A 20,443-nucleotide genomic window follows, 5' to 3' on the forward strand; every position below is an offset into this window, starting at 1 on the left:
GGCGCCCTGGCACATCACCCTCGTGGCGAACGAGGAGCGTGCGATGACGACGAGAACGGCCCTGGTGCTGGGTGCGACGGGCGGGGTGGGCGGCGCGGTGGCGCGGCGCCTCGCGGCGGATGGCTGGACGGTGCGGGCGCTGCACCGCGATCCCGCCCGGGTGCGCCGGGAGGCGGACGGGCTCGCGTGGCGGCAGGGCGACGCGATGGTGCCCGCGGACGTGGTCGCGGCGGCCGCGGGGGCGTCGCTGATCGTCCACGCGGTCAACCCGCCCGGCTACCGCGACTGGGGCCGGCTGGTCCTGCCGATGCTGGATGCCTCGATCGCGGCCGCCGGGGCGGCCGACGCCCGCCTGCTCCTGCCCGGCAACGTCTACGTCTACGGCCGCGACGCCGGCCCGAACCCGGGCGACGACGCCCCCCAGACGCCCCGTACGCCCAAGGGCCGCATCCGCATCGCCATGGAGCAGCGCCTGCGCGATTCGGGCGTGCGCAGCCTGGTCGTGCGGGCCGGCGACTTCTTCGGGCCGCGCACCACCGCCAATTCCTGGTTCTCCTCGGCCCTGGTGCGGCCGGGCCGGCCGGTGCGGGCGGTGCTCGATCCCGGTACGCCCGGCATCGGCCACCAATGGGCCTTCCTGCCCGACGTCGCCGAGACCATGGTGCGGCTGGCCGCCCGCGAGGCCGAGCTTCCCCGCTTCGCGGCCTTCAACATGGACGGCCACTGGGACCCGGACGGCCGCCAGATGGTCGCCGCCATCGCCCGCGCGGTCGGCCGCCGGGTGCGGGTGCGGCGCTTCCCCTGGGGTCTCCTGCCGCTGGCGGCGCCTTTCTGGCCGCTGGCGCGCGAGATCCGCGAGATGCGCTACCTGTGGCGGGAGCCGTTGCGGATGGGCAATGCCGGGCTCGTGGCATTTCTGGGGGTCGAGCCCCACACGCCGCTGGACGAGGCGGTGCGCGAGACGCTGGCGGGGCTGGGCTGCGCGTGACGACCTGAATCCCCGCGGGGCCGGCGGCTCGCCGCCTCCGGCGTCACGGCCGCTCCTGCTGCCCGTCCGGCCTCAGTTCCTCGTACGACACGACGATGTGCTCACGGAAGGCCGGTCGCTCCAGGAGGCCGTCATAGTATCGGCGTAGGGCCGGTCGGTCCTCCCGGGGAATCGCGACGTCGAAGTAGCGGAAGAGGACGTGTCCGAACTGAATGTCGGCCAGCGTCAGCGCGTCCGACGCCAGGAAGGCCGAGCCGCACAGGCGTGCCTCGGCGATGTCGAGGAAGCGGCCCAGGGTGGCGAGGGCTCGGGAGAGCGCGACCGGATCCTGATCGGCCGGGGCGGTCCTCACCACCCGCCAGAAGATCGGCGCCGTGAAGTTCATGGCGACGTTCAGCTTGGCCCATTCAGCCCATTTGTCGACACGCGCCCGCGCCGCACTCTCCGCCGGCCAGAACGCATCGGGTCCGTAACGGCCGGCCAGATAGCGCAGGATCGCGCTGGTCTCCCACAGCGGCTCGCCGTCCCCGTCGCGCAGGACAGGGATCGTGCCGTTCGGGTTCATGGCGCGGAAGGCGGGCGTGTCGGTCCCGCCATAGCGATGTCCGGCATCGTGCCGCTCGTGAGGAAGCCCGAGTTCGCCGACGCACCACATCAGGGCCTGGACGTTCGAGGACGTTCGTCGCCCCCAGATGCTCAGCATGGTCGTCGTCTCCTGACGCAGCGTCGCCGGGCAGGGTGACACGCCGTTGCCCCGGTCGCCAGACGGCACCTTGTGTCCCTCTCGCGCTCCCTCGCGATCCCGTGCCAGGATGGCCGGAACGACGGGAGGACAGAGCCGGGAATGGGATCGCTCAGACTCCGCTTCGGGCTGCTCGTCGGCAGCGCCGCCGCCCTCGTGGTGCTGGCGGCCCTCGGCCTCTACGGGGCGATGCATGCCGCCGAGCGCACCCTCGACGCGACGCTCGACGCGCAGGTGCGACTGGAACTGATCGCCGAATTGTCCGGGCGCCTGACCGAGTTCGGCCTCGCCTCCGTCGAGGCGGTGAGCGACAATCCGGGCCGGCCCGAGCGGCTGGCCAATGCCCGCAACGAGGTCGACCGGGCGCTGAACGCCGTCGACGAGGGCTTGAGCCGGGCGGTGGCCGGGGCCGGGGGCGTCCTCGACCGGGCGCAGTACACCGCCCGGGCCCGCCCGCTCGCCCGCCTGCGCGCCGCCCGCGCCATGCTCGACCGGCAGGTGGCGCAGATCCAGCGCGAGCCGGAGCCCGGCCGGCGCGCCGACGCGATTCGGGGAGCGCTCAACGCCTTCGGGGCGGTGACGGGCCAGCCCCTCACCTTCCTGGTCGAGGCCGAGCGCCGGGCGGTCGAGGCCTCCGCGGCGGAGGTCCGGACGCTGGCGGCCCGGATGCGCGGCGCCGCGGTGGCGGGGGCCCTGGTGATCGTGCTGCTCCTCGTCCTGCTGCACCAGAGCCTCACGCGGCCGATCCTGCGCCGGATCGAGGCGATCCGGGCCGGCGCCGCGGCGATCGGCCGGGGCGAGCTCGACACCCGCCTGACCGTGGCGAGCCGCGACGAGCTCGGCCTCCTCGTCGCGAGCTTCAACCGGATGGCGGCGCGACTGAAGCGGCGCGAGACCCGGGTCGCCGCCGACCGGGCGGCTTTGGAAGAGATCGTCGCCCGCGCCACCGCCGACCTGCGCGGGGCCAATGCACGGCTCGAGGAGATCGACCGCTCGCGCCGGCGCTTCTTCGCCGATGTCAGCCACGAGCTGCGCACGCCGCTCACCGTGATCCTCGGCGAGTGCGACCTCGCCGCCCGCTCCCCCGACACGCCCAACCATCTCCGGCCGGTGATCGCGACCATCCGCAAGCGCGCCCTGCGGCTGCACCGCCGGGTCGGCGACATGCTGCGGGTCGCCCGCTCGGAATCCGGCCAGATCGCGCTGGAGCGCCGCCCGGTGAGCCTCGCCGCCATCCTGGCCGAGGCGGTGGAGAGCTGCGCGCCGGAGGCCGGGCGCCGTCGCATCGCGCTCGTCCTGGAGCCGAGCGCCGCCGACGTCGAGGTCCTGGCCGATGCCGAGTGGCTGCGCCAGATCGTCGAGGGGCTGATCGACAACGCGCTCCGCCACGCCGCCGGCGCGACCCGGGTGGGCGTCGGCTTCACCGCAAGCGGCAGCGGCGCCGCCATCACGGTGACCGATGACGGCGCGGGCTTCCCCGACGAGTCCGACGTCCTGTTCGAGCGCTTCCGCCGCGGAGACGGGCCCGGCTCGGGTTCGGGTTCGGGCTCGGCCGGCTTCGGCATCGGGCTCGCACTGGCGCGCTGGGTGGTTGAGCGCCATGATGGGGTGATCCGCCTGGAATCGGGGGATCCAAGAGGCCGGACCGCTGGCCGGGGGTTCGGCGCCAGGGTCACCCTGGAACTGCCCGGCGAGGACACGAGGGAGGATGCGGCATGACCGGGCGACCGGAACGGCGCGCATGACGAGCGTGCTCATCGTCGAGGATGACGGCGACATCCGCGCCATGTTGGCACGGGGCCTCTCCGCCGAGGGTTTCGCCGTCGACGTCGCCGGCGGGGTCGACGAGGCGCTGGCGGCGGCCCGCGAGCGGGTGCCCGAGGCGGTGCTCCTCGACAACATGCTGCCGGACGGCTCGGGCCACGACGTCTGCCGCTCGCTCCGCGAGGGCGGCTATCCGGGGGCGATCCTCTTCCTGAGCGCCAAGGACGAGGTCGGCGACCGAGTCGACGGCCTCGCGGTCGGGGCCGACGACTACATCGTCAAGCCGTTCGTGTTCGACGAATTGCTCGCGCGCCTGCGCACCCACCTGCAGCGGCGGCGCGTGACCGGCGAATCGCGCACCCTCGTCAGTGCCGGGCGCCTCTCCCTCGACCTCGCAACCCGGCAGGTCCGCTTCGGCGAGGTCACCGCCCGCCTGACCCAGCGCGAGGCCGAATTGCTGGCGATCCTGATGGAGCAGGCGAGCCGCCCGGTGACGCGGGGCGACATCTTCGACCGGCTCTGGGCGAGCCAGGGCGGCCTCTCGCTCAACGTGGTCGACGTCTATGTCGGCTACCTGCGCACCAAGCTCGCCGACATCGTCCGGGCCGGCGGCCCGAGCCTCGTCACCGTGCGCGGCCGCGGCTTCATGCTCGACCTGCACGAGGCCGGATTCCGTCAATGACGAAATTATTTTGGGCGCAATCGATGCTGGCTAAAGCGCTGGCCGTGATGCACAATAAGACCGGTCTGAGAAGAACGGGCCCCGTCCGTCCCGGGGATTCGGCAAAATAGCGCTTGCGCTCCGGGCGCCGATTGCCGATATATCCTGGGGTGACGGAAAACACTGTCATCTCAAAGTCTTAGGAACCTCTTAGAGGGTTCCGCCGCTCAGGAGAAACGCCATGAAGTGGTCGATGCCCGTCGTCGCCGAGGTCTGTGTCGGCATGGAAGTCACCTCGTACGAGTCCGCCGAGATCGATCCCTTCAACTAAGGGCTCGCCTGATTCGCGCCTCCGGCGGCCACCGCCGGACGGCGCTCGACCCGGACATTTTCAGAAGCCCGGCGCCACAAGCCGGACCGTCCGCCGAAGTCGCAGGAGGAACGCCGATGAAGACCACCGACAAGACCTGCGCCAAGACCTGGTCGTTGCCTGTCGTCGCCGAGATCTGCGTCGGCATGGAGGTCACCTCTTACGAGTCCGCCGAGATCGATCCCTTCAACTGAGCGGGAACGACGGTCGACCATGCACGCCATCGTTCTGGGATCCGGAGCGGGCGGGGGCGTGCCGCAGTGGAACTGCCGCTGCCCGATCTGCGCCATGGCCCGGGCGGGCGACCGCCGGGTTCTGCCCCGCACCCAGTCGAGCCTCGCCGTCTCCGCCGACGGTGATCACTGGCTCCTGGTGAACGCCTCGCCGGACATCCGCCAGCAGCTGTTCGACACGCCGGCCCTGCATCCGCGCGAGGGCTTGCGGCACTCGCCGATCCGGGCGGTGCTGCTCACCAACGGCGACGTCGATCACGTCGCAGGCCTCCTCACGCTGCGCGAGGGCCAGCCCTTCCGCCTCCACGCCACGCGCGGCATCCTCGACTCGATCGGGGCGAATCGCGTCTTCGACGTGATGGCGTCCGGTGTGGTCGAGCGCGTCGAGATCGCGCTGAACCAGCCGTTCGCGCCGGTGCCGGGCCTCACCGTCACGTTGTTCCCCGTCCCCGGCAAGGTGCCGCTCTGGCTCGAGGACGGCACGCCGGAAATCGGCGCCGAGACCGAGAGCACGGTCGGGGCGATGATCGAGGCCGGGACTAAGCGCCTCGCCTACGTGCCGGGCTGCGCCCGCGTCACGGACGGGCTGAAGGCGCGGATCTCCGGGGTCGACGCGCTCCTGTTCGACGGCACGGTGCTCGCCGACGACGACATGATCCGCGCCGGCGTCGGCACCAAGACCGGCTGGCGCATGGGCCACGTGCCGATGATCGGCGAGGGCGGCTCGGTCGAGGCCCTGGCCGGGGTGCCGATCGGGCGGAGGGTGTTCGTCCACATCAACAACACCAATCCGGTGCTGGTCGAGGATTCCGAGGAGCGCCGCGGCGTCGAGGCGGCGGGGTGGGTCGTGGCGCAGGACGGGCTGGCCTTGCGGCTGTGAGCGGCGACCGGTCGATCCTCCGTCTCCGGCCTCCCGATCACTTTGGTCCCCCTTGACCCCTCCTCGCGGCGGATCAATCTCCCGCCCCATGGGACCGCCGACAACGAAGAAACCGGAAACGCCGAAGAAACCGGAAACGCCGAAGAAACCGGAAACGCCGAAGAAACCGGAAACGCCAGGACGCCATGACCGCCTCCCTCGCCCTGTCCGTGAGCCCGAGCGAGCCCACCGACCGCCTGCTCTCCCCGGACGAACTCGAAGCGGCGCTCCGCGACATCGGGGCGCGGCGCTATCACAACCTGCATCCGTTCCACCGCCTGCTGCACGACGGCAAGCTCGATAAGGATCAAGTGCGGGCCTGGGCGCTCAACCGCTACTATTACCAGGCGATGATCCCGGTGAAGGACGCCACCCTGCTGGCCCGCCTGCCGGACGCGAACTTGCGCCGGATCTGGCGCCAGCGCATCGTCGACCACGACGGCGACCACGAGGGCGACGGCGGCATCGAGCGCTGGCTGAAGCTCGCCGAGGGCGTCGGCTTCGACCGCGACTACGTCCTCTCGACCCGGGGGATCCTGTCGGCCACCCGCTTCTCGGTCGAGGCCTACGTGCATTTCGTCGGCGAACGCTCGCTCCTGGAGGCCATCGCCTCCTCGCTCACCGAGATGTTCTCGCCGACGATCATCTCGGAGCGGGTGTCCGGGATGCTGAAGAACTACGACTTCATCACCCGCGAGACCCTGTCCTACTTCGACAAGCGCCTGACCCAGGCGCCGCGGGACGCCGATTTCGCCCTCGACTACGTCAAGCGCCACGCCGTGACGCCGGAGCAGCAGGCCCAGGCCCTCGACGCGCTGCGGTTCAAGTGCAACGTGCTGTGGACCCAGCTCGACGCGCTCTACTTCGCCTACGTAGCGCCGGGGATGATCCCGCCCGATGCCTGGCGCCCGGGCGAGGGTCTGCGGACGGGGGCAGGCGCATGAGCCTGACCCCCGACAGCGTGCCGCGCCTGCCCCGGGGCGTGCGGCTGCGCCACGACACGGTGCGCAACGCCCACGTGCTGCTGGCGCCCGAGCGCACCTTCGACCTCGACCAGAACGCCGTGGCGGTCTTAGGCCTCGTCGACGGGACGCGCAGCATCCGGGCCATCGCCGAGGCGCTGGCGCAGCAATACGAGACCGATCGCGGCGTCATCGAGCCCGACGTCATCACCATGCTGGACGGCCTGCTGCTCAAGCGCGTGCTCGAGACCGTGCCGGCGGCGTGAGGCTCCCGGAGGGACAGTCATGAACGCCGTCACGCCCACCCTACCGGCCCCGATCGGGCTCCTCGCCGAGCTGACCCATCGCTGCCCGCTGCGCTGCCCCTACTGCTCGAACCCCCTCGATCTCGACCGGCGCTCGGCCGAACTCGACACGGCGACCTGGCAGCGGGTGCTCAGCCAAGCGGCGGCGCTCGGCGTCCTCCACGTCCACCTCTCGGGCGGCGAGCCGACGGCGCGGCAGGACATCGTCGCAATCACCCGGACCTGCGCCGAGCTCGGCCTCTACTCGAACCTGATCACCTCCGGCGTGGCCGGCGCGCTCGACAAGCTCGACGCCCTCTCCGAGGCCGGGCTCGACCACGTGCAGCTCTCGGTGCAGGCGGTCGAGGCGGGGAATGCCGAGCGCATCGGCGGCCTGAAGAACGCGCAGCCGCAAAAATTCGCCTTCGCCGAGCGGGTGACGGCGCTCGGCCTGCCGCTGACGCTGAACGCCGTAATCCACCGCGGCAACATCGCCGAGGTGCCGGCGCTGATCGATCTGGCGGTCCGCCTCGGCGCCAAGCGCCTGGAGGTGGCCCACACCCAGTATTACGGCTGGGCCTACGTCAACCGCGCCGCCCTGATGCCGGCCAAGGCCGACGTCGACCGCTCGATCCGCACCGTCGAGGAGGCGCGCGAGCGCCTGAAGGGACAGCTCGTCATCGACCTCGTGGTGCCGGATTACTACGCCAGGTACCCCAAGGCCTGCGCCGGCGGCTGGGGCCGGCGGCTGATGAACGTGACGCCGACCGGCAAGGTGCTGCCCTGCCACGCCGCCGAGACGATCCCGGGCCTGGAGTTCTGGCACGTCCAGGATCATTCGCTCGCTGAGATCTGGTCCGACTCACCGGCGTTCCGGGCCTATCGCGGCACCGAGTGGATGCAGGAGCCCTGCCGCTCCTGCGACCGGCGCGAGAAGGATTGGGGCGGCTGCCGCTGCCAGGCCCTGGCGCTCGCCGGCGATGCCACTGCCACCGATCCGGCCTGCTCGCTCTCGCCCCTCCACGGCAAGGTGCAGGCCCTGGCCATCGCCGAATCGGCGTTGGAGACCGCGCCCGACTACCAGTACCGCACCATCGGCGGCGCGCCCCGCGCCGCCCTCCCCGAGGGAGCGCCCGTGTGAGACGCCTCGTCCTGGCAGCCATCCTCTCCGCCCTCCTCGGCGGGCCGGCCCTCGCGCAAGACCCGTCACAGCAAGACGCGGCCCCGCAAGGATCGCCACCGAACGCCACCGCGCTGCTGTTCGAGACCAACCAGCTCGCCAATGCCCCGCCGGGCCGGCCCCTGACCTACCGCTACACCCGTTTCAGCGGCATCGACGGCGCGCCATTCGGCCCCCCGGTCGAGGACCGCATTCGCGAGGAGGTGGGCCTGGGCGCGACGCCTGAGACCCGCAACCTCAAGGTCGAGATGTTCTCCGGCGAGCGCCGGATGCCGACCGCGACCTACGAGGACGTACCGGGCAACCCCGTGCTGGTGCGCTTCCTCGAGCACCACCTCGACGATCTCGCCCGGGTGCTCAAGGGCAACCCGCGCTACATCAAGAACGCGATCCGGCGGGCGCTCCGCGAGAGCGCGAGCGTGACCCCGGCCGAGGTCGAGGTCGACGGCGCGAAGAAGCCGGGCTGGCGCGTGGTGGCGCGGCCCCTCGTCGACGATCCGGTGCGCGACCGCCTGCGCGGCTTCGACAGCCTGACCTACACCTTCGTGGTCTCGGCCGCCGTGCCCGGCCAGATCGTCTCGATCGACGCCCGGGCGACGAGCCCGGAGGGCGGGATCCTGCTGCAGGAAACGCTGAGCTATGAACCGAATGCTGGTTAAGGCGCTGATCGCCGGCGGCGTGCTGGTCGCGGCCGGGTTCGGGCCCGCGCGCGCCGACGACAACGACTATCCGACCGAGGCGCGGGCCGATTACGTGTTCGGCTGTATGGCGGCCAACGGCCAGACCCGCGAGGCGCTGACGAAATGCGCCTGCTCGATCGACGCCATCGCGGCGATCCTGCCCTACGACAAGTACGTCCAGGCCTCGACCATCCTCGGCATGCGCCAGGGCATCGGCCAGCGCGCCAACGAGTTCCGCTCGACCAAGATGTTCGACGACAAGGTAGCGGAGCTGCGCCGGGCCCAGGCCGAGGCGGAGATCCGCTGCTACCGGCAGACCGCGAACTGACGGGGCCGGTCAGGCCGCCCGCGCCGGCACCGTCTGGCCGGCCACGACGACGCGGTCGCGCCCGCCATGCTTGGCCTCGTACAGGGCATTGTCGGCCCGGCGCAGCAGCGCATCGACCTCGTCGCCGGCTTCCGCGACGGCGAGGCCGGCGCTGACCGTGAACGACAGGGTCGCGCCCTCGACCTCGACCCGCATCCGCGCCACGGCGATCCGCAGCGCCTCCGCGAATCCGGACCGGCGGATGCAGGGACGAGCGTTCCGCGTTCCGTAACGTTGACGGATCGCCGGAAGCCGAGAGCGCGGCATCGCCGCGACGGTTGCGGCTCCACCCGCGGGCCGGCACTCTGGGCGCCTCTCGACCCGCGGGGATGCGCGATGAAGCGGCTGATCGGAATGGTGCTGGCGGCGGGGTTCCTCGCCCGCCCGGCCATCGCGGACGACCTCTCCCTCTGGTCGGTCTACGACAAGACGTTGCGGTCGGCGAAGTACATCGACCTCACCCACGCCTTCGCGCCGGTGCAGCCGGTCTGGCCGGGCTTTGCCGGCGCGACGTTCAAGCCGGCCCGGGCCGGGCGCACGCTGGAGGGGTTCGCCAAGGAAGGCGACGTCTTCACCTACGAGACCCACGGCTTCGTCGCCACCGCCTACGACCTGCCGACCGACCAGTACGGCACCCAGCTCGACCCGCCGGCGCACTGGAATCCCCGCGGCGCGACGATCAGCGACCTGCCGGCGACCTACACCCTGCGCCCGCTCGCGGTGATCGACATCTCGCAGAAGGTCATCCGCGACGAGGGCTATCACCTTCAGGTCGCCGACGTGACGGCCTGGGAGGAGCGGCACGGCCGCATCCCGGCCGGCGCCGTCGTGATGGTGCGCTCCGACTGGTCGAAGCGCTGGGGCGAGGCCGAGCGCTTCCGGCAGAAGCCGTTTCCGGGGGTGAGCCTCGCGGCGCTGCAGTTCCTGCACCTCGAGCGCAAGATCCTGTTCCACGGCCACGAGCCCCTCGACACCGACACGACGCCGACTCTCGAGGGCGAGGCCTGGCTGATGCACAACAACTTCGCGCAAGCCGAGGGCGTGACCAACCTCGACCTCGTGCCCGAGGCCGGCGCCCTGGTGGCGATCGGCTTCGCCAAGCCGCTCGGCGGCACCGGGGGCTATGCCCGCTACGTCGCCATCGCGCCGGCGGGCTGGCCGCACGGCGTCAGCGTCGACGCGGTGCCGGGCGCGCCGCTGCCGCTGCAACCCGCGCCGCTCAAGCGCGACGCCGACGGGGTGATGCGGCCGACGGGGCCGTGAGGAGGAGCCGATGACGATGCAGGGCTGCCACCTACCCGGTTAATCCATCCCGGGCTTCCCGCCCCGCAGCTTCTTCACGTCCCCCCGCCGGCCCTTCTCCTCCAGCCTCCGCTTCTTCGAGGCAAGGGTCGGGCGGGTCGGGCGGCGCGGGGTCGGGGGTACGGCGGCCTCGCGGACGAGATCGGCCAGGCGCTCGCGCGCCTCGGCGCGGTTGCGCTCCTGGGTACGGTGGGTCTGGGCGGTGATGACCAGCACGCCCTCCGCGGTGAGCCGCCGCCCGGCGAGCTTCATCAGGCGGATCGCCACGGCGTTCGGCAGCGAGGGCGAGCGCCGCACGTCGAAGCGCAGTTGCACCGCCGACGAGACCTTGTTGACGTTCTGGCCGCCCGGACCGGAGGCGCGCACGAAGCTCTCCTCCAGCTCGGACTCGTCGAGGGTGATCCAGGGCGTGCATTCGAGACCCACGACGGCGCTCCCGAGAACCGATTGAGGCCGCCGCCATCCCACGAAACCGCTGCGCGCGCTACATCGGGGGCGTGCCCAAGACATCCGCCCCCAAAACATCCTCCCCCAAGACGGCGGCCCGCACGGTCTCCGCTCCCGGGCGATCCGTTTCGCCGCCAGTCTCCGCCCTCCCCACCGCCTTCGCGGGCTGGTTCGCGGCGCGAGGCTGGGCGCCGCGGCCGCACCAGCTCGCCCTGCTGGCGGCGGCGCAAGCCGGGCGCTCGGCCCTGCTGGTGGCGCCGACCGGGGCCGGCAAGACGCTGGCGGGCTTCCTCCCCACCCTGGTCGAGCTGGCGGAGGGGACGCCCAAGGGGGGCCTGCACACCCTCTACATCTCGCCGCTCAAGGCGCTCGCGGTCGACATCGCCCGCAACCTCGACGCGCCGGTCGCCGGCCTCGGGCTGGAGCAGAGAATCCGGATCGAGACCCGCACCGGCGACACCCCGTCGCACAAGCGCAGCCGCCAGGTCGCCCGCCCGCCCCACATCCTGCTCACCACGCCCGAGCAGCTGGCGCTGCTGATCGCCCACCGCGAGGCGGCCGAATTGTTCTCGGGCCTCAGGCGCGTGGTCCTTGACGAGTTGCACGCCCTCGTCACCTCGAAGCGCGGCGACCTCCTGAGCCTCGGCCTCGCCCGCCTGCACCGGCTGGCGCCCGGCCTCGCCATGACCGGCCTGTCGGCGACGGTGCGCGAGCCCGATGCGCTCCGTCGCTACCTGGTGCCGCAAGGAAGCGGGCAAGGAACCGGAGAAGCGCCCGAACCGGCGATGGCCGACCTCATCACCGTCGAGGGCGGGGCGCGCGCCGACCTGCGCATGCTGGAGACCGGCCGCACCCTGCCGCTCGCCGGGCACACGGCGTGGCAATCGATGCCGGCAGTCTACGACCTGATCCGGCAGCACAAGCTGGTCCTGGTCTTCGTCAACACGCGGCTCCAGGCCGAATACACCTTCCAGGAACTCTGGAACCTCAACGACGACGGGCTGCCGATCGCCCTCCATCACGGCTCCCTCGACGCCACCCAGCGCCGGAAGGTCGAGGCCGCGATGGCGGCGGGCGTGCTTCGCGCCGTGGTCTGCACCGCGACCCTCGATCTCGGCATCGACTGGGGCGACGTCGACCTCGTGATCAATATCGGGGCGCCGAAGGGGGCAAGCCGGATCATGCAGCGGATCGGCCGGGCCAACCACCGCATGGACGAGCCGTCCAAGGCCTATCTGGTGCCGGCCAACCGGTTCGAGATGCTGGAATGCCGCGCCGCCCTCGACGCCGTCGAGGAGGCGGCGCAGGACACGCCGGATCCGCGCCTCGGCGCCCTCGACGTGCTGGCCCAGCACGTGCTCGGCATGGCCTGCGCCGGGCCGTTCTCCGAGGACGACCTCTACGACGAGGTGCGGGCCGCCTCCCCCTACGCCGACCTGACCCGTGACGATTTCGGGCTCGTGCTCGATTACGTCGCCACCGGCGGCTACGCGCTCCGGGCCTACGAGCGCTTCGCCAAGATCCTGCGCGGGCCGGACGGGCTGTGGCGGGTGCGCGACGCCCGCACCGCGCAGCAGTACCGGATGAATATCGGCACGATCATCGAGTCGACCAAGGTCAAGGTGCGGCTCGCCCGGCGCAACCGCACCAAGCCCGGCAGCGTGCTGCCGGCGGGGGGCAAGGTGCTCGGCGAGATCGAGGAGGATTTCGCCGAGACCCTGACCGTCGGCGACACCTTCCTGTTCGCCGGCGAGATCCTGCGCTTCGAGGGCCTGCACGAGGACGAGGCGCTGGTCACCCGCGGGCCCCCGGGCACCGACCCGGCGATCCCGAGCTACGCCGGATCGAAATTCCCGCTCTCGACCTTCCTCGCCGCCCGGGTGCGGGCGCTGATCGCCGATCCCTTCGAGTGGGACCGCCTGCCGGCGCAGGTCGCCGATTACCTGGTGCAGCAGCGCCGGCGCTCGGTGCTGCCGGGCCCGCGCGACCTCCTGGTCGAGACGTTTCCGCGCGCCAACCGCTACTATCTCGCCTGCTTCCCCTTCGAGGGGCGCCTCGCCCACCAGACGCTCGGCATGCTGCTGACCCGGCGGCTGGAGCGGGCCGGGATGCGGCCGCTGGGCTTTGCCGCCAACGATTACGGCCTCGCGGTCTTCGGGACCCGCGACCTGTCGGAGCGCATCGGTCGCGAGCCCGGCTTCCTCGACGGGCTGTTCGCGCAGGACATGCTCGGCGACGACCTCGAGGAGTGGCTCGACGAATCGGCGATGATGAAGCGCACCTTCCGCCAATGCGCGGTGATCGCCGGGCTGATCGAGCGGCGGCATCCGGGCCTGCGCAAGACGGGCCGACAGGTCACGATCTCGACCGACCTGATCTACGACGTGCTGCGCAAGCACCAGCCCGGCCACCTGCTGCTGCGGGCGGCGCGGCAGGATGCGGCAACCGGACTCCTCGACGTGGCCCGCCTCGGTATGATGCTTGCGCGCATCCAGGGGCGAATCATCCACAAGGCCCTCGACCGGGTGTCGCCGCTCGCCGTGAACGTGATGCTCGAGATCGGGCGCGAGCGGGTCTACGGCGAGGGCGCGGACGAGATCCTGGCCGAGGCCGAGGCGGCTCTGCTCGACGAGGCGCTGGCGTGACACCGGAGGGCGCCCCGCTCCGCTTGAAGGACTGTGACATCGTGGCGCTGCCGCTGAAGCTCGAGAAGACCCACAAGACCCCCGGCGTGACGCTCGCCGGCGAGACCCTCGCCCTCGACCTCAGCGGCGGGCTGTGGCTGCCGGAGCACCGCACCCTCGTGGTCTCCGACCTGCACCTGGAGAAGGGCTCCGCCTTCGCGGCGCGCTCGGGCCAGTTCCTGCCGCCCTACGACACCCGCGAGACGCTGGCCTGCCTGCACGAGGCGGTGGCGCGGCTCGACCCGGCCTGCGTCGTGGCCTTGGGCGATTCCTTCCACGACGCGCAGGGGCCGGCCCGCCTCGCGGTCGAGGACCGCGCGCTCATCGCCGCCCTGCAGGAGGGCCGCGACTGGGTCTGGATCACCGGCAACCACGACCGGGCGATCCAGGACGGCATCGGCGGCCGCTTCGCCGACCTCCTGACGATCGGCGGCCTGACGCTCCGGCACGAGCCGGCGGCGGCGCCTGAGACCGGCGAGGTCGCCGGCCACTACCACCCGGTCGGCAAGGTCGCGATGCGCGGCCGCGCCGTGCGCCGGCGCTGCTTCGTCCTCGACGCGACGCGCCTCGTGATGCCCGCCTTCGGATCGCTGACCGGCGGGCTCAACGTGCGCTCCGAGACGTTCGACGGGCTGTTTCCCGGCGGGTTCACCGCGCACCTGATCGGGGACGGGCGGGTTTTCGCGATTGCGCGGACGATGTTGACGCGGGAGTGAGCCGCGCCATCCTACGATTCCTACGCGGCCTTCAAGTCGAGCGCGTCCCCCCTCTCCTGTGTGGGAGAGGGGATCCCGCGATTTATTCTGATCGCTGGATTGTCGTCGAATACTACGAGGATCCTAGAAACCCCGCCGCCAGCAGCGCCAGCCCGGCCACCCCCGACAGCACCAGCCGCAACCGCCCGAGCCAGACCGGCACCAGCCCGCGCCGCGGCAGGTCCTGGTCGACGAGGCCCCAGGCGAGCACCAGGGCGCCGAGCGCCCGCAGGTCCCAGGGCGCCGGCGCGAACAGGGCCGCCCAGGCGATGAGCGAGGGCACCACCGACACAGCGTAGTCGACGCCCCTCCCCTCCGGCGAGGCGGCGGCGGCGCCCCAGCGCAGGCCGCCGAGGAACGAGGCGATCACGGCGCCGTAGGCCGCGAGCAGCGGGCGCGGCGCCAGCCCGAACGGCGACTGGCCGAGGATCACCAGGGCGGCGAGCCCCAGGAACGGTATCAGGCCCGCACCACCGAGGATCAGGGCGGCGGGGGACGCGGCGCGGTGCATTCAGTCTCTCCGGAAGATCACGCTGGCGAGCCAGCCGGAGATGAGCGCGAGGGCGCCGGCGGCAAGTCCATAGGCCAGCGACCAATCGCGGGCCACCGTCGCGATCCCCTGCTCGAGGCCGGACTTGACGAGGTCGAACCGCGCCTCCTGCCGCGCGAGCGGCACGCCGCCGGCGAGCAGCAGCACCTCGACGTCGTAGGAACCGACCGGCGCGGTCGCCGGCAACGGCGCGGTGGCGCGGAAGACCGTGGGCGACAGGAACCGCATCCCCGCCTCGTTCTCGTTGAACAGGCGCTCGCGCCGACGCAGACGCAGCAGCGCCCGGCGAAAAGGGTCGTCCGGCGCCGGCGCCGCGAGGGTCAGGTCGGGAGCGGCCACGATGGCCGTGAGGCCGAGCCGCAGGCGCCGGCGGGTCGGCTCGTCGGCGATCTCGGCCAGGGGGCGGGAGGACAAGACCGCCAGGAAGCTCGGCACCTCGGCGAATTTCTGCTGGCCGCGATTGACCCAGACCGGGCCGAGGGCCTCCTTCTCGCGCACGGTCAGGGCCTGGCGCGGACCCCGGATCGTCGCCACCACGTCGTAGCCGCCGGAGCGCGCCGCCGCCTGCCCGTCGCGCTCGATGGCGCCGAACACCGCGACCGACGTGCCCGCATAGGTCGAGGTGACGGCGAGCCGGTTGAACGACAGGCTGACGACGAGGGATTCCGCCCGGGCCGGGCCCGCGGCGAGCAGGGCCACCAGGATGGCGAAAACGGCGCGCATCAGCGCGCCTCCACGCGCAGGAACGGCGCGCATCAGCGCGCCTCCATGGGCGAAAACGGCGCGCATCAGCGCGCCTCCTGGACCACGATCGAGAACGGCTCCTCGGGCCGCAGGCCCAGCTCGACCGCGAAGCGCAGGCCCACCGCCAGGACCAGGATGGCGAGGAGAAACCGAAAATACTCCGAGCGCAGGTTGCGCCCGGCCCGCGCGCCGAACTGCGCCCCGAACACCCCGCCGGCGATCAGGATCACCGCCAGCACGATGTCGACCGCCTGGTTCTGCACCGCGTGCAGCACCAGCGCGACGAAGCTGGTGCAGACGATCTGGAATTGCGAGGTGCCGACCACCACGCCGGTCGGTACCCGCATCAGGTAGAGCAGCGCCGGGACCAGGATGAAGCCGCCGCCGATGCCGAGCACCGCGCCGGCAAAGCCCACGAACAGCGCGAGGCCGAGGATCGGGATCACGCTGGCATAGAGGCGCGAGCGCGGAAACCGGATCCGCAGCGGCCAGGCCAGGTAGGCGGCGTGGTCGCCGCCGAGCCGCGCCGGGCGGGGCCGGCCGCGGTGGCGGGCCCAGGCGCTGCGCATGGATTCCGCCAGCATCAGCCCGCCCACCACCGTGAACAGCGTCACGTAGGCGACCGTGATGACGAGGTCGAGCTGGCCGGCCCGCCGCATGGCGGCGAAGAACCAGACGCCGAGGCTGGTGCCGACGAAGCCCCCCAGCACCAGGACGAGGCCGAGCCGCAGGTCGAGGGCGTTGCGCCGGAGCGCCGCCAGCACGCTGGTGGCCGAGGAGGCGACGATCGGGGCGGTCTGGGTCGCGACGGCGATGGCCGGCGGGATGCCCATCACGATCAGGATCGGGGTCATCAGGAAGCCGCCGCCGATGCCGAACAGCCCCGAGACGAAGCCGACCGCCGCGCCGAGCCCGAGGAGGACGAGGACGCTGACCGGCATCTCGGCGATCGGAAGGTAGATCTGCAACGACGGGGCGGATCCGGTGCGGCGGGGATCCCCGCTCTAGAGCATTTTCCGACCGAGTGGATCCCGGTTCGTCGTCGAAAATGCGGCAAGATCAGAGATCTAGAGCGCTCCACGATTGCAACGCGATCGAGACCATGTCGCGCCGCGGGGGAAACCGCCGGCACCGGACGCGGTCGGGCGCGAACCGGCCGGTCCGCGCCCGTCGATCTCGGCTGTGGCTTCGAGTGTTTCGGCGTGCCTACACCTTGCCGGTTCCCAGTCCCGTTCCCTTGCCGACGCTGAGGGGCGGCGGCGCGCCGATCAGCGACATCGCGCCGGGGGTCGCCGCGGTCTCGACGCGGGCGGCCGGGGGATCGTTCACCGCCGGATCCGGGACCCTCGCCTTCCAGGCCTCGGCCGCGCTGCGGGCCGCCGCCAGGTCCTTCGGCGCCAGCTTGCCGGCGACTTCGTCGCGCTTGCGTCCGGCATCGTCGTCGCCCTGCGCGGCGGCAGCCGCGAACCAGCCATAGGCCTGGGTCAGGTCCTGGGTGACGCCGAGGCCGCGGGCCTGCAGCACCGCGAGGTTGTACTGGCTGTCGCGCACCCCGTACTCGGCGGCCTTGCGGAACCAGGTCGCCGCGGAGGTGTAGTCGGGCTTGCCGCCGGCGGCGCCGGATTCGGCCAGCATCACCGCGAGGTTGTGCATCGCCCGGACATGGCCCTGCATCGCCGCGCGGCCGTACCAGAGCCGCGCCTTCTCCTGGTCGCGGACCAGGCCGAGGCCCTTCTCGTACTGGCTGCCGAGGCGGTACTGCGCCGGGGCGTAGCCGGCGCCGGCCAGGCGGTCGAACAGCTTGGCGGCGAGCGCGGTGTCCCGCGGCAGGCCGCGGCCGTCGACGGCCCGGCTCGCGAGCTCGTAGATCGCCGCACCGTCGCCGTCGAGGGCCGCCTGGCGCAGGGACGAGGCGCCGGCCGGGAGGCCGGCGAGCTCGTTGTTCAGGGACGCCATGTCGGTCACCCGCGGCGTCGTCGGCCTGGCGGCGAGGCTCGGCTTGGCCGCCTCGGGGGCCACCGTCTCCACGCCCTTCTGGGGAACGGTGTCGGGCTTGACGGCATCGGGCTTGGCGGGAGCCGGCCTGGCCTCGACGGCCCTGGTGTCCGCACCCTTGGCCTCCGCCGTTGCGGCGGGTGCCGCGACCGGGGGCGTTCCCCTGGGCAGGGCGGGCGCACCGGTGGCCTGGGTCGTCGTCGGATCGGCCGGCGTCGCCTCGTGCGAGGAGATCGTCGGAGTGCTGGTACGCGGGCCGGCGCTCTGCAGGGCCTGCAGCGTGCCGAGCGCCAGCACGATCGCGGCGATGCCGAGGAGCAGCGGCCGGCGGCGGCGCTCGATCGTGGCCCGCAGCCGCTCAACCAGGCTGCCCCGGGCCTCGACGCTCCGCTCGGGCACGGGCGGGACCGATCCGGTGCCGGCCGCCTCCGCCGCCGCGGCCTGGGCGGCGCGGCGGGCCGCCGCGATGAAGCTCGCCTTGATGTCGCCGGCCGGCAGCTCCGGCGCGGAGATGGTCTCGGCGCCGTGCGGCTGGCGCGGACGCACCGCACCGGGCTCGATCATCTCGTCGGCCGGGCTCGTCGGGCCGGGATTCGCCGAGCCAAGGTTCGCCGGGCCAAGGTTCGCCGGGCCGGATTTGGGCGCCTCCGGCCGGCGGGCCGGGCGCGGCTCGGGCGCCGGGGTCGTGGTCTCGCGCAACGTGTCGCGCAGGTTGCGGGCGTGACGGGCCGGCGCCGCGACGGCGGCCGGGCCGGCCTCGCTCCGGCGCTCGCCGTCGAGATGGGTCAGCCGGGAGACGAGCTGCTCGAGGGCGGAATGCACGCCCTCCATGGTCGCCTGGAGGCGCTTGTCGGAAGCCGCCTGTTGCGCCCGCATGTCGGCGAGCATCGCCTGCAGCCCGCCGAGGCCTTCGGTTTCCGCCGCGCCCTTGCGCTCGGCCCCGATCGAATCGGCGACGCTGCGGGCGGCGCGCTCCGCCGCGGCCTGGATCGGCGCCTCGTCGCGCAGGAGCGCGACCTGGGCCAGGAGGTCGCCCATGGTGCGCTCCAGGCCCGCCAGGGCCGGATCGCTGCCGCGGGTGTCGATGCGGCTCGCGAGCGCCAGCACCTGACGCTCGAGCCCGTCGAGGGTCTCGCCGCCCGCTCCCTGCCCGACCCGGTCGAGCTTGTCGGCGAGGCTGCGCAGCATGCCGTGGATCGACGCGAGGTCGCTGCTCGGCAGCGCCGGCTGGCGCAAGGCCTCGCCGATCTGCTCCAGCCGCCCCATCACGTCGCCGACGGTGTTGACCGAGGCGACCTGGTCGACCTTGGCCGAGAGGGCGTCGATGCGGCCGAGGATGTCGCCGGCCGCGTTCGGCTGCTCGCGCCGCTCGGCGCGCAGGTCGTCGAGCTTGCGGTCGAGATCGGCGATGCCCTGGGCCAGGGCCGGCGCGTCGGCGCCGGGGGCGCGCACGCCCTCGCGGATCTCCTCCAGGAGCGGCCGCAGCTCGTTCATCAGGGCCGGGCTGTCGAGCATGCCGTTGCCGAGCCGGGTCACGGTCTCGGTGAGCTCGTCGACCGACCGGGCGAGGTTCTGCACCCGGGCCGGCTCGGCGAGCACGGCCAGCCGCCCGCGGATCTCCTCGAGCTCGGCGAACAGCTTGGCGGCCGCGTCGCTGTCGGCGAGCCCAGTCCGGCCGGCGCCGAGCGTCCCGTCCATCTGCCGCGCCAGGCGCTCGACGTCCTGAGCCACCCGGGCATGCACGTTGGCGGCGACGTCGTCGGCGAGGCGGCCGACCTGGACCCGCATCAGGTCGATCGGCCCGGCGACGGCGACGAGGTCGGCCGGGTCCCGGGCCCGCTGCACCTCGTCGGCCAGCGTGCGGACCGCCTGTTCCAGGGTCACGAGATCGCCGCTGGTGGCGAGCGTGCCGATCGATTCGCGCAGGCGCGTGGTCTCGGCCTGCAACCCGGCGATCGCCGGCGAGAGCTTGTCGGCGGCGGCCTCGGTCGTCTCCATCACCCGCGCGAGGTCGCGCCGCAGGCCGTCGACCAGGATCTCCTGGTCGTCACCGGGGGTGCCGTCGTCGAGCTGCTGCTGGCGCTGGCGGATCTCCGCCACGGCGGCAGCGAGGCTGTTGGGGGCCGGGCGGGTACGACGGCCGGCCGGACGCGCCGCGGCGTCGCGCGGGGTGGAAGCATCGTCGGTCGGACGGGCCGCACCGGCCTGCTCCGCCTTCCTGTCCTGCACCGCCTTGGTCACCGCCTCGTCGACAGCCTCGCGGTTCTCGCTGATGCGGCGGTCGATCGCGTCGAGGCGGCGGCCGATCGCTGCGACGGCCTCGACCAGCTGCGCGTCGCTCGCCGCCGGCAAGGCGGCCGGGACGGAGCCGGTCGGGACGATGGCGGGTTCGGCGCCGCGCCCGTGACGCGGACGCTGCGCCCGCGGCGCGTCGTGCGGCCAGGACCGGTCGGCCCGCCGGCCCTCGGGCTCGACCTCCGGAAAACCTTGGGCCTGGAATGGATCGTGCCGCGCGCGGCGGGATCCGGCGACGCGGCGCGATTGCTGACGGACGCCGGCGCGGGCGGAGCCCTCGCTGATCGCCTCGGCCAGCCACTCGTCCACTGACAACCCGGCGCGCCGGGCAGCCTCGCGGGCGGCGTCGCGCAGCTCCGGATCGAAAGCATCGAGTGAGGGAGCGGTCCGTCTCATAGCGGGCTCTGCGCAAGGGGCCTGGGGATCTCGCGGGTAGGCGTCGGCGCGTCGCCGGCAGGAACCCTGCGCCCTGCTGGATCGTGAAGATCCGGTCAGTGGCGGCCGCCTGTGAAGGTTCCCTC

At 72.7% G+C, this 20,443-nt stretch carries 19 protein-coding genes and 1 pseudogene; 13 read left to right on the forward strand and 7 right to left on the reverse strand.

Features of this window, described 5'->3' with window-relative positions:
* Positions 1-43 precede the first annotated feature (43 nt).
* The gene (locus tag DK412_RS13395; RefSeq protein ID WP_109972346.1) at positions 44-988 is read left to right on the forward strand and encodes an NAD(P)H-binding protein; all 945 of its coding nucleotides are present in this window, start codon (positions 44-46) and stop codon (positions 986-988) included.
* Between the two features lie 43 nt (positions 989-1,031).
* Here the strand turns inward: DK412_RS13395 and DK412_RS13400 are convergent, their stop codons facing one another.
* Positions 1,032-1,691, reverse strand: coding sequence for a glutathione S-transferase N-terminal domain-containing protein (locus tag DK412_RS13400; RefSeq protein WP_109972347.1), 660 nt, complete (start codon positions 1,689-1,691; stop codon positions 1,032-1,034).
* Positions 1,692-1,832: 141 nt separating this feature from the next.
* On the opposite strand from DK412_RS13400, the gene DK412_RS13405 reads away from it, so the two are divergent.
* From DK412_RS13405 to DK412_RS13450, 9 genes and pseudogenes are all read left to right on the forward strand, one after another.
* Entirely contained in the window at positions 1,833-3,449 is a 1,617-nt protein-coding gene (locus DK412_RS13405; RefSeq protein WP_109972348.1) for an ATP-binding protein, read from the forward strand.
* 22 nt (positions 3,450-3,471) lie between these two features.
* Positions 3,472-4,176 carry a response regulator transcription factor gene (locus tag DK412_RS13410; protein ID WP_109975253.1) on the forward strand — a complete coding sequence of 235 codons (705 nt, stop codon included), beginning with the start codon at positions 3,472-3,474 and terminating at the stop codon, positions 4,174-4,176.
* Positions 4,177-4,396: 220 nt separating this feature from the next.
* Positions 4,397-4,486: a pyrroloquinoline quinone precursor peptide PqqA gene (pqqA, locus tag DK412_RS13415; protein WP_048426854.1), complete on the forward strand. Its 90-nt coding sequence runs from the start codon at positions 4,397-4,399 to the stop codon at positions 4,484-4,486.
* A gap of 116 nt (positions 4,487-4,602) precedes the next feature.
* Positions 4,603-4,719 (forward strand): pyrroloquinoline quinone precursor peptide PqqA, encoded by a 117-nt coding sequence (gene pqqA, locus DK412_RS13420; protein WP_109972349.1) that lies wholly within the window; start codon positions 4,603-4,605, stop codon positions 4,717-4,719.
* A gap of 19 nt (positions 4,720-4,738) precedes the next feature.
* A complete protein-coding gene (gene pqqB, locus DK412_RS13425) occupies positions 4,739-5,638 on the forward strand; it encodes a pyrroloquinoline quinone biosynthesis protein PqqB (protein WP_109972350.1) in 900 nt (299 codons plus the stop codon).
* Between the two features lie 185 nt (positions 5,639-5,823).
* A pseudogene (pqqC, locus tag DK412_RS13430) lies at positions 5,824-6,905 on the forward strand (pyrroloquinoline-quinone synthase PqqC).
* Between the two features lie 19 nt (positions 6,906-6,924).
* Complete coding sequence (gene pqqE / locus DK412_RS13440) at positions 6,925-8,064, forward strand: pyrroloquinoline quinone biosynthesis protein PqqE (RefSeq protein WP_109972353.1); 1,140 nt, start codon at positions 6,925-6,927, stop codon at positions 8,062-8,064.
* On the forward strand, positions 8,061-8,762 hold the full coding sequence (locus DK412_RS13445) for a hypothetical protein (protein ID WP_109972354.1): 702 nt from the start codon (positions 8,061-8,063) through the stop codon (positions 8,760-8,762). The genes pqqE and DK412_RS13445 overlap by 4 nt, the downstream gene beginning before the upstream one ends.
* Entirely contained in the window at positions 8,752-9,111 is a 360-nt protein-coding gene (locus DK412_RS13450) for a hypothetical protein (RefSeq protein WP_204165606.1), read from the forward strand. The genes DK412_RS13445 and DK412_RS13450 overlap by 11 nt, the downstream gene beginning before the upstream one ends.
* Positions 9,112-9,120: 9 nt before the next feature.
* On the opposite strand, the gene DK412_RS30945 is transcribed toward DK412_RS13450, so the two are convergent.
* Entirely contained in the window at positions 9,121-9,417 is a 297-nt protein-coding gene (locus DK412_RS30945) for a diguanylate cyclase (protein WP_109972356.1), read from the reverse strand.
* 69 nt (positions 9,418-9,486) lie between these two features.
* Here DK412_RS30945 and DK412_RS13460 point away from each other — a divergent pair, with 69 nt between their 5' ends.
* Positions 9,487-10,413, forward strand: a complete 927-nt coding sequence (locus tag DK412_RS13460; protein WP_109972357.1) for a cyclase family protein — start codon at positions 9,487-9,489, stop codon at positions 10,411-10,413.
* Positions 10,414-10,452: 39 nt separating this feature from the next.
* Here DK412_RS13460 and arfB read toward each other — a convergent pair whose 3' ends face one another.
* On the reverse strand, positions 10,453-10,878 hold the full coding sequence (gene arfB, locus DK412_RS13465; protein WP_048461935.1) for an alternative ribosome rescue aminoacyl-tRNA hydrolase ArfB: 426 nt from the start codon (positions 10,876-10,878) through the stop codon (positions 10,453-10,455).
* Between the two features lie 71 nt (positions 10,879-10,949).
* Between arfB and DK412_RS13470 the strand changes: the two genes are divergently transcribed.
* Together DK412_RS13470 and pdeM are read left to right on the forward strand one after the other, a co-directional pair.
* A complete protein-coding gene (locus tag DK412_RS13470) occupies positions 10,950-13,544 on the forward strand; it encodes a ligase-associated DNA damage response DEXH box helicase (protein WP_109972358.1) in 2,595 nt (864 codons plus the stop codon).
* Between the two features lie 41 nt (positions 13,545-13,585).
* Positions 13,586-14,299: a ligase-associated DNA damage response endonuclease PdeM gene (gene pdeM / locus DK412_RS13475; protein WP_109975255.1), complete on the forward strand. Its 714-nt coding sequence runs from the start codon at positions 13,586-13,588 to the stop codon at positions 14,297-14,299.
* Between the two features lie 112 nt (positions 14,300-14,411).
* Here the strand turns inward: pdeM and DK412_RS13480 are convergent, their stop codons facing one another.
* From DK412_RS13480 to DK412_RS13495, 4 genes are all read right to left on the reverse strand, one after another.
* The gene (locus DK412_RS13480; RefSeq protein WP_109972359.1) at positions 14,412-14,849 is read right to left on the reverse strand and encodes a DUF3429 domain-containing protein; all 438 of its coding nucleotides are present in this window, start codon (positions 14,847-14,849) and stop codon (positions 14,412-14,414) included.
* Complete coding sequence (locus tag DK412_RS13485; RefSeq protein ID WP_109972360.1) at positions 14,850-15,611, reverse strand: TIGR02186 family protein; 762 nt, start codon at positions 15,609-15,611, stop codon at positions 14,850-14,852.
* Positions 15,612-15,676: 65 nt separating this feature from the next.
* Positions 15,677-16,600 (reverse strand): sulfite exporter TauE/SafE family protein, encoded by a 924-nt coding sequence (locus DK412_RS13490; protein WP_109972361.1) that lies wholly within the window; start codon positions 16,598-16,600, stop codon positions 15,677-15,679.
* A gap of 238 nt (positions 16,601-16,838) precedes the next feature.
* Positions 16,839-20,318, reverse strand: coding sequence for an SEL1-like repeat protein (locus DK412_RS13495; RefSeq protein WP_109972362.1), 3,480 nt, complete (start codon positions 20,316-20,318; stop codon positions 16,839-16,841).
* Positions 20,319-20,443: the final 125 nt, after the last annotated feature.

The organism is Methylobacterium sp. 17Sr1-1 (genome assembly GCF_003173775.1).
Classification (GTDB): Bacteria; Pseudomonadota; Alphaproteobacteria; order Rhizobiales; family Beijerinckiaceae; genus Methylobacterium.

Bases quoted from the DNA above. Each gene is read 5' to 3' on its own strand.
- DK412_RS13400 (WP_109972347.1), bottom strand. From the start codon at position 1,691: ATGCTGAGCATCTGGGGGCGACGAACGTCCTCGAACGTCCAGGCCCTG.
- DK412_RS13480 (WP_109972359.1), bottom strand. From the start codon at position 14,849: ATGCACCGCGCCGCGTCCCCCGCCGCCCTGATCCTCGGTGGTGCGGGC.
- DK412_RS13450 (WP_204165606.1), top strand. From the start codon at position 8,752: ATGCTGGTTAAGGCGCTGATCGCCGGCGGCGTGCTGGTCGCGGCCGGG.
- pqqE (WP_109972353.1), top strand. From the start codon at position 6,925: ATGAACGCCGTCACGCCCACCCTACCGGCCCCGATCGGGCTCCTCGCC.
- DK412_RS13495 (WP_109972362.1), bottom strand. From the start codon at position 20,318: ATGAGACGGACCGCTCCCTCACTCGATGCTTTCGATCCGGAGCTGCGC.
- pqqB (WP_109972350.1), top strand. From the start codon at position 4,739: ATGCACGCCATCGTTCTGGGATCCGGAGCGGGCGGGGGCGTGCCGCAG.
- pqqA (WP_109972349.1), top strand. From the start codon at position 4,603: ATGAAGACCACCGACAAGACCTGCGCCAAGACCTGGTCGTTGCCTGTC.
- DK412_RS30945 (WP_109972356.1), bottom strand. From the start codon at position 9,417: ATGCCGCGCTCTCGGCTTCCGGCGATCCGTCAACGTTACGGAACGCGG.
- DK412_RS13405 (WP_109972348.1), top strand. From the start codon at position 1,833: ATGGGATCGCTCAGACTCCGCTTCGGGCTGCTCGTCGGCAGCGCCGCC.
- pqqA (WP_048426854.1), top strand. From the start codon at position 4,397: ATGAAGTGGTCGATGCCCGTCGTCGCCGAGGTCTGTGTCGGCATGGAA.
- DK412_RS13460 (WP_109972357.1), top strand. From the start codon at position 9,487: ATGAAGCGGCTGATCGGAATGGTGCTGGCGGCGGGGTTCCTCGCCCGC.
- DK412_RS13410 (WP_109975253.1), top strand. From the start codon at position 3,472: ATGACGAGCGTGCTCATCGTCGAGGATGACGGCGACATCCGCGCCATG.
- DK412_RS13485 (WP_109972360.1), bottom strand. From the start codon at position 15,611: ATGCGCGCCGTTTTCGCCATCCTGGTGGCCCTGCTCGCCGCGGGCCCG.
- DK412_RS13395 (WP_109972346.1), top strand. From the start codon at position 44: ATGACGACGAGAACGGCCCTGGTGCTGGGTGCGACGGGCGGGGTGGGC.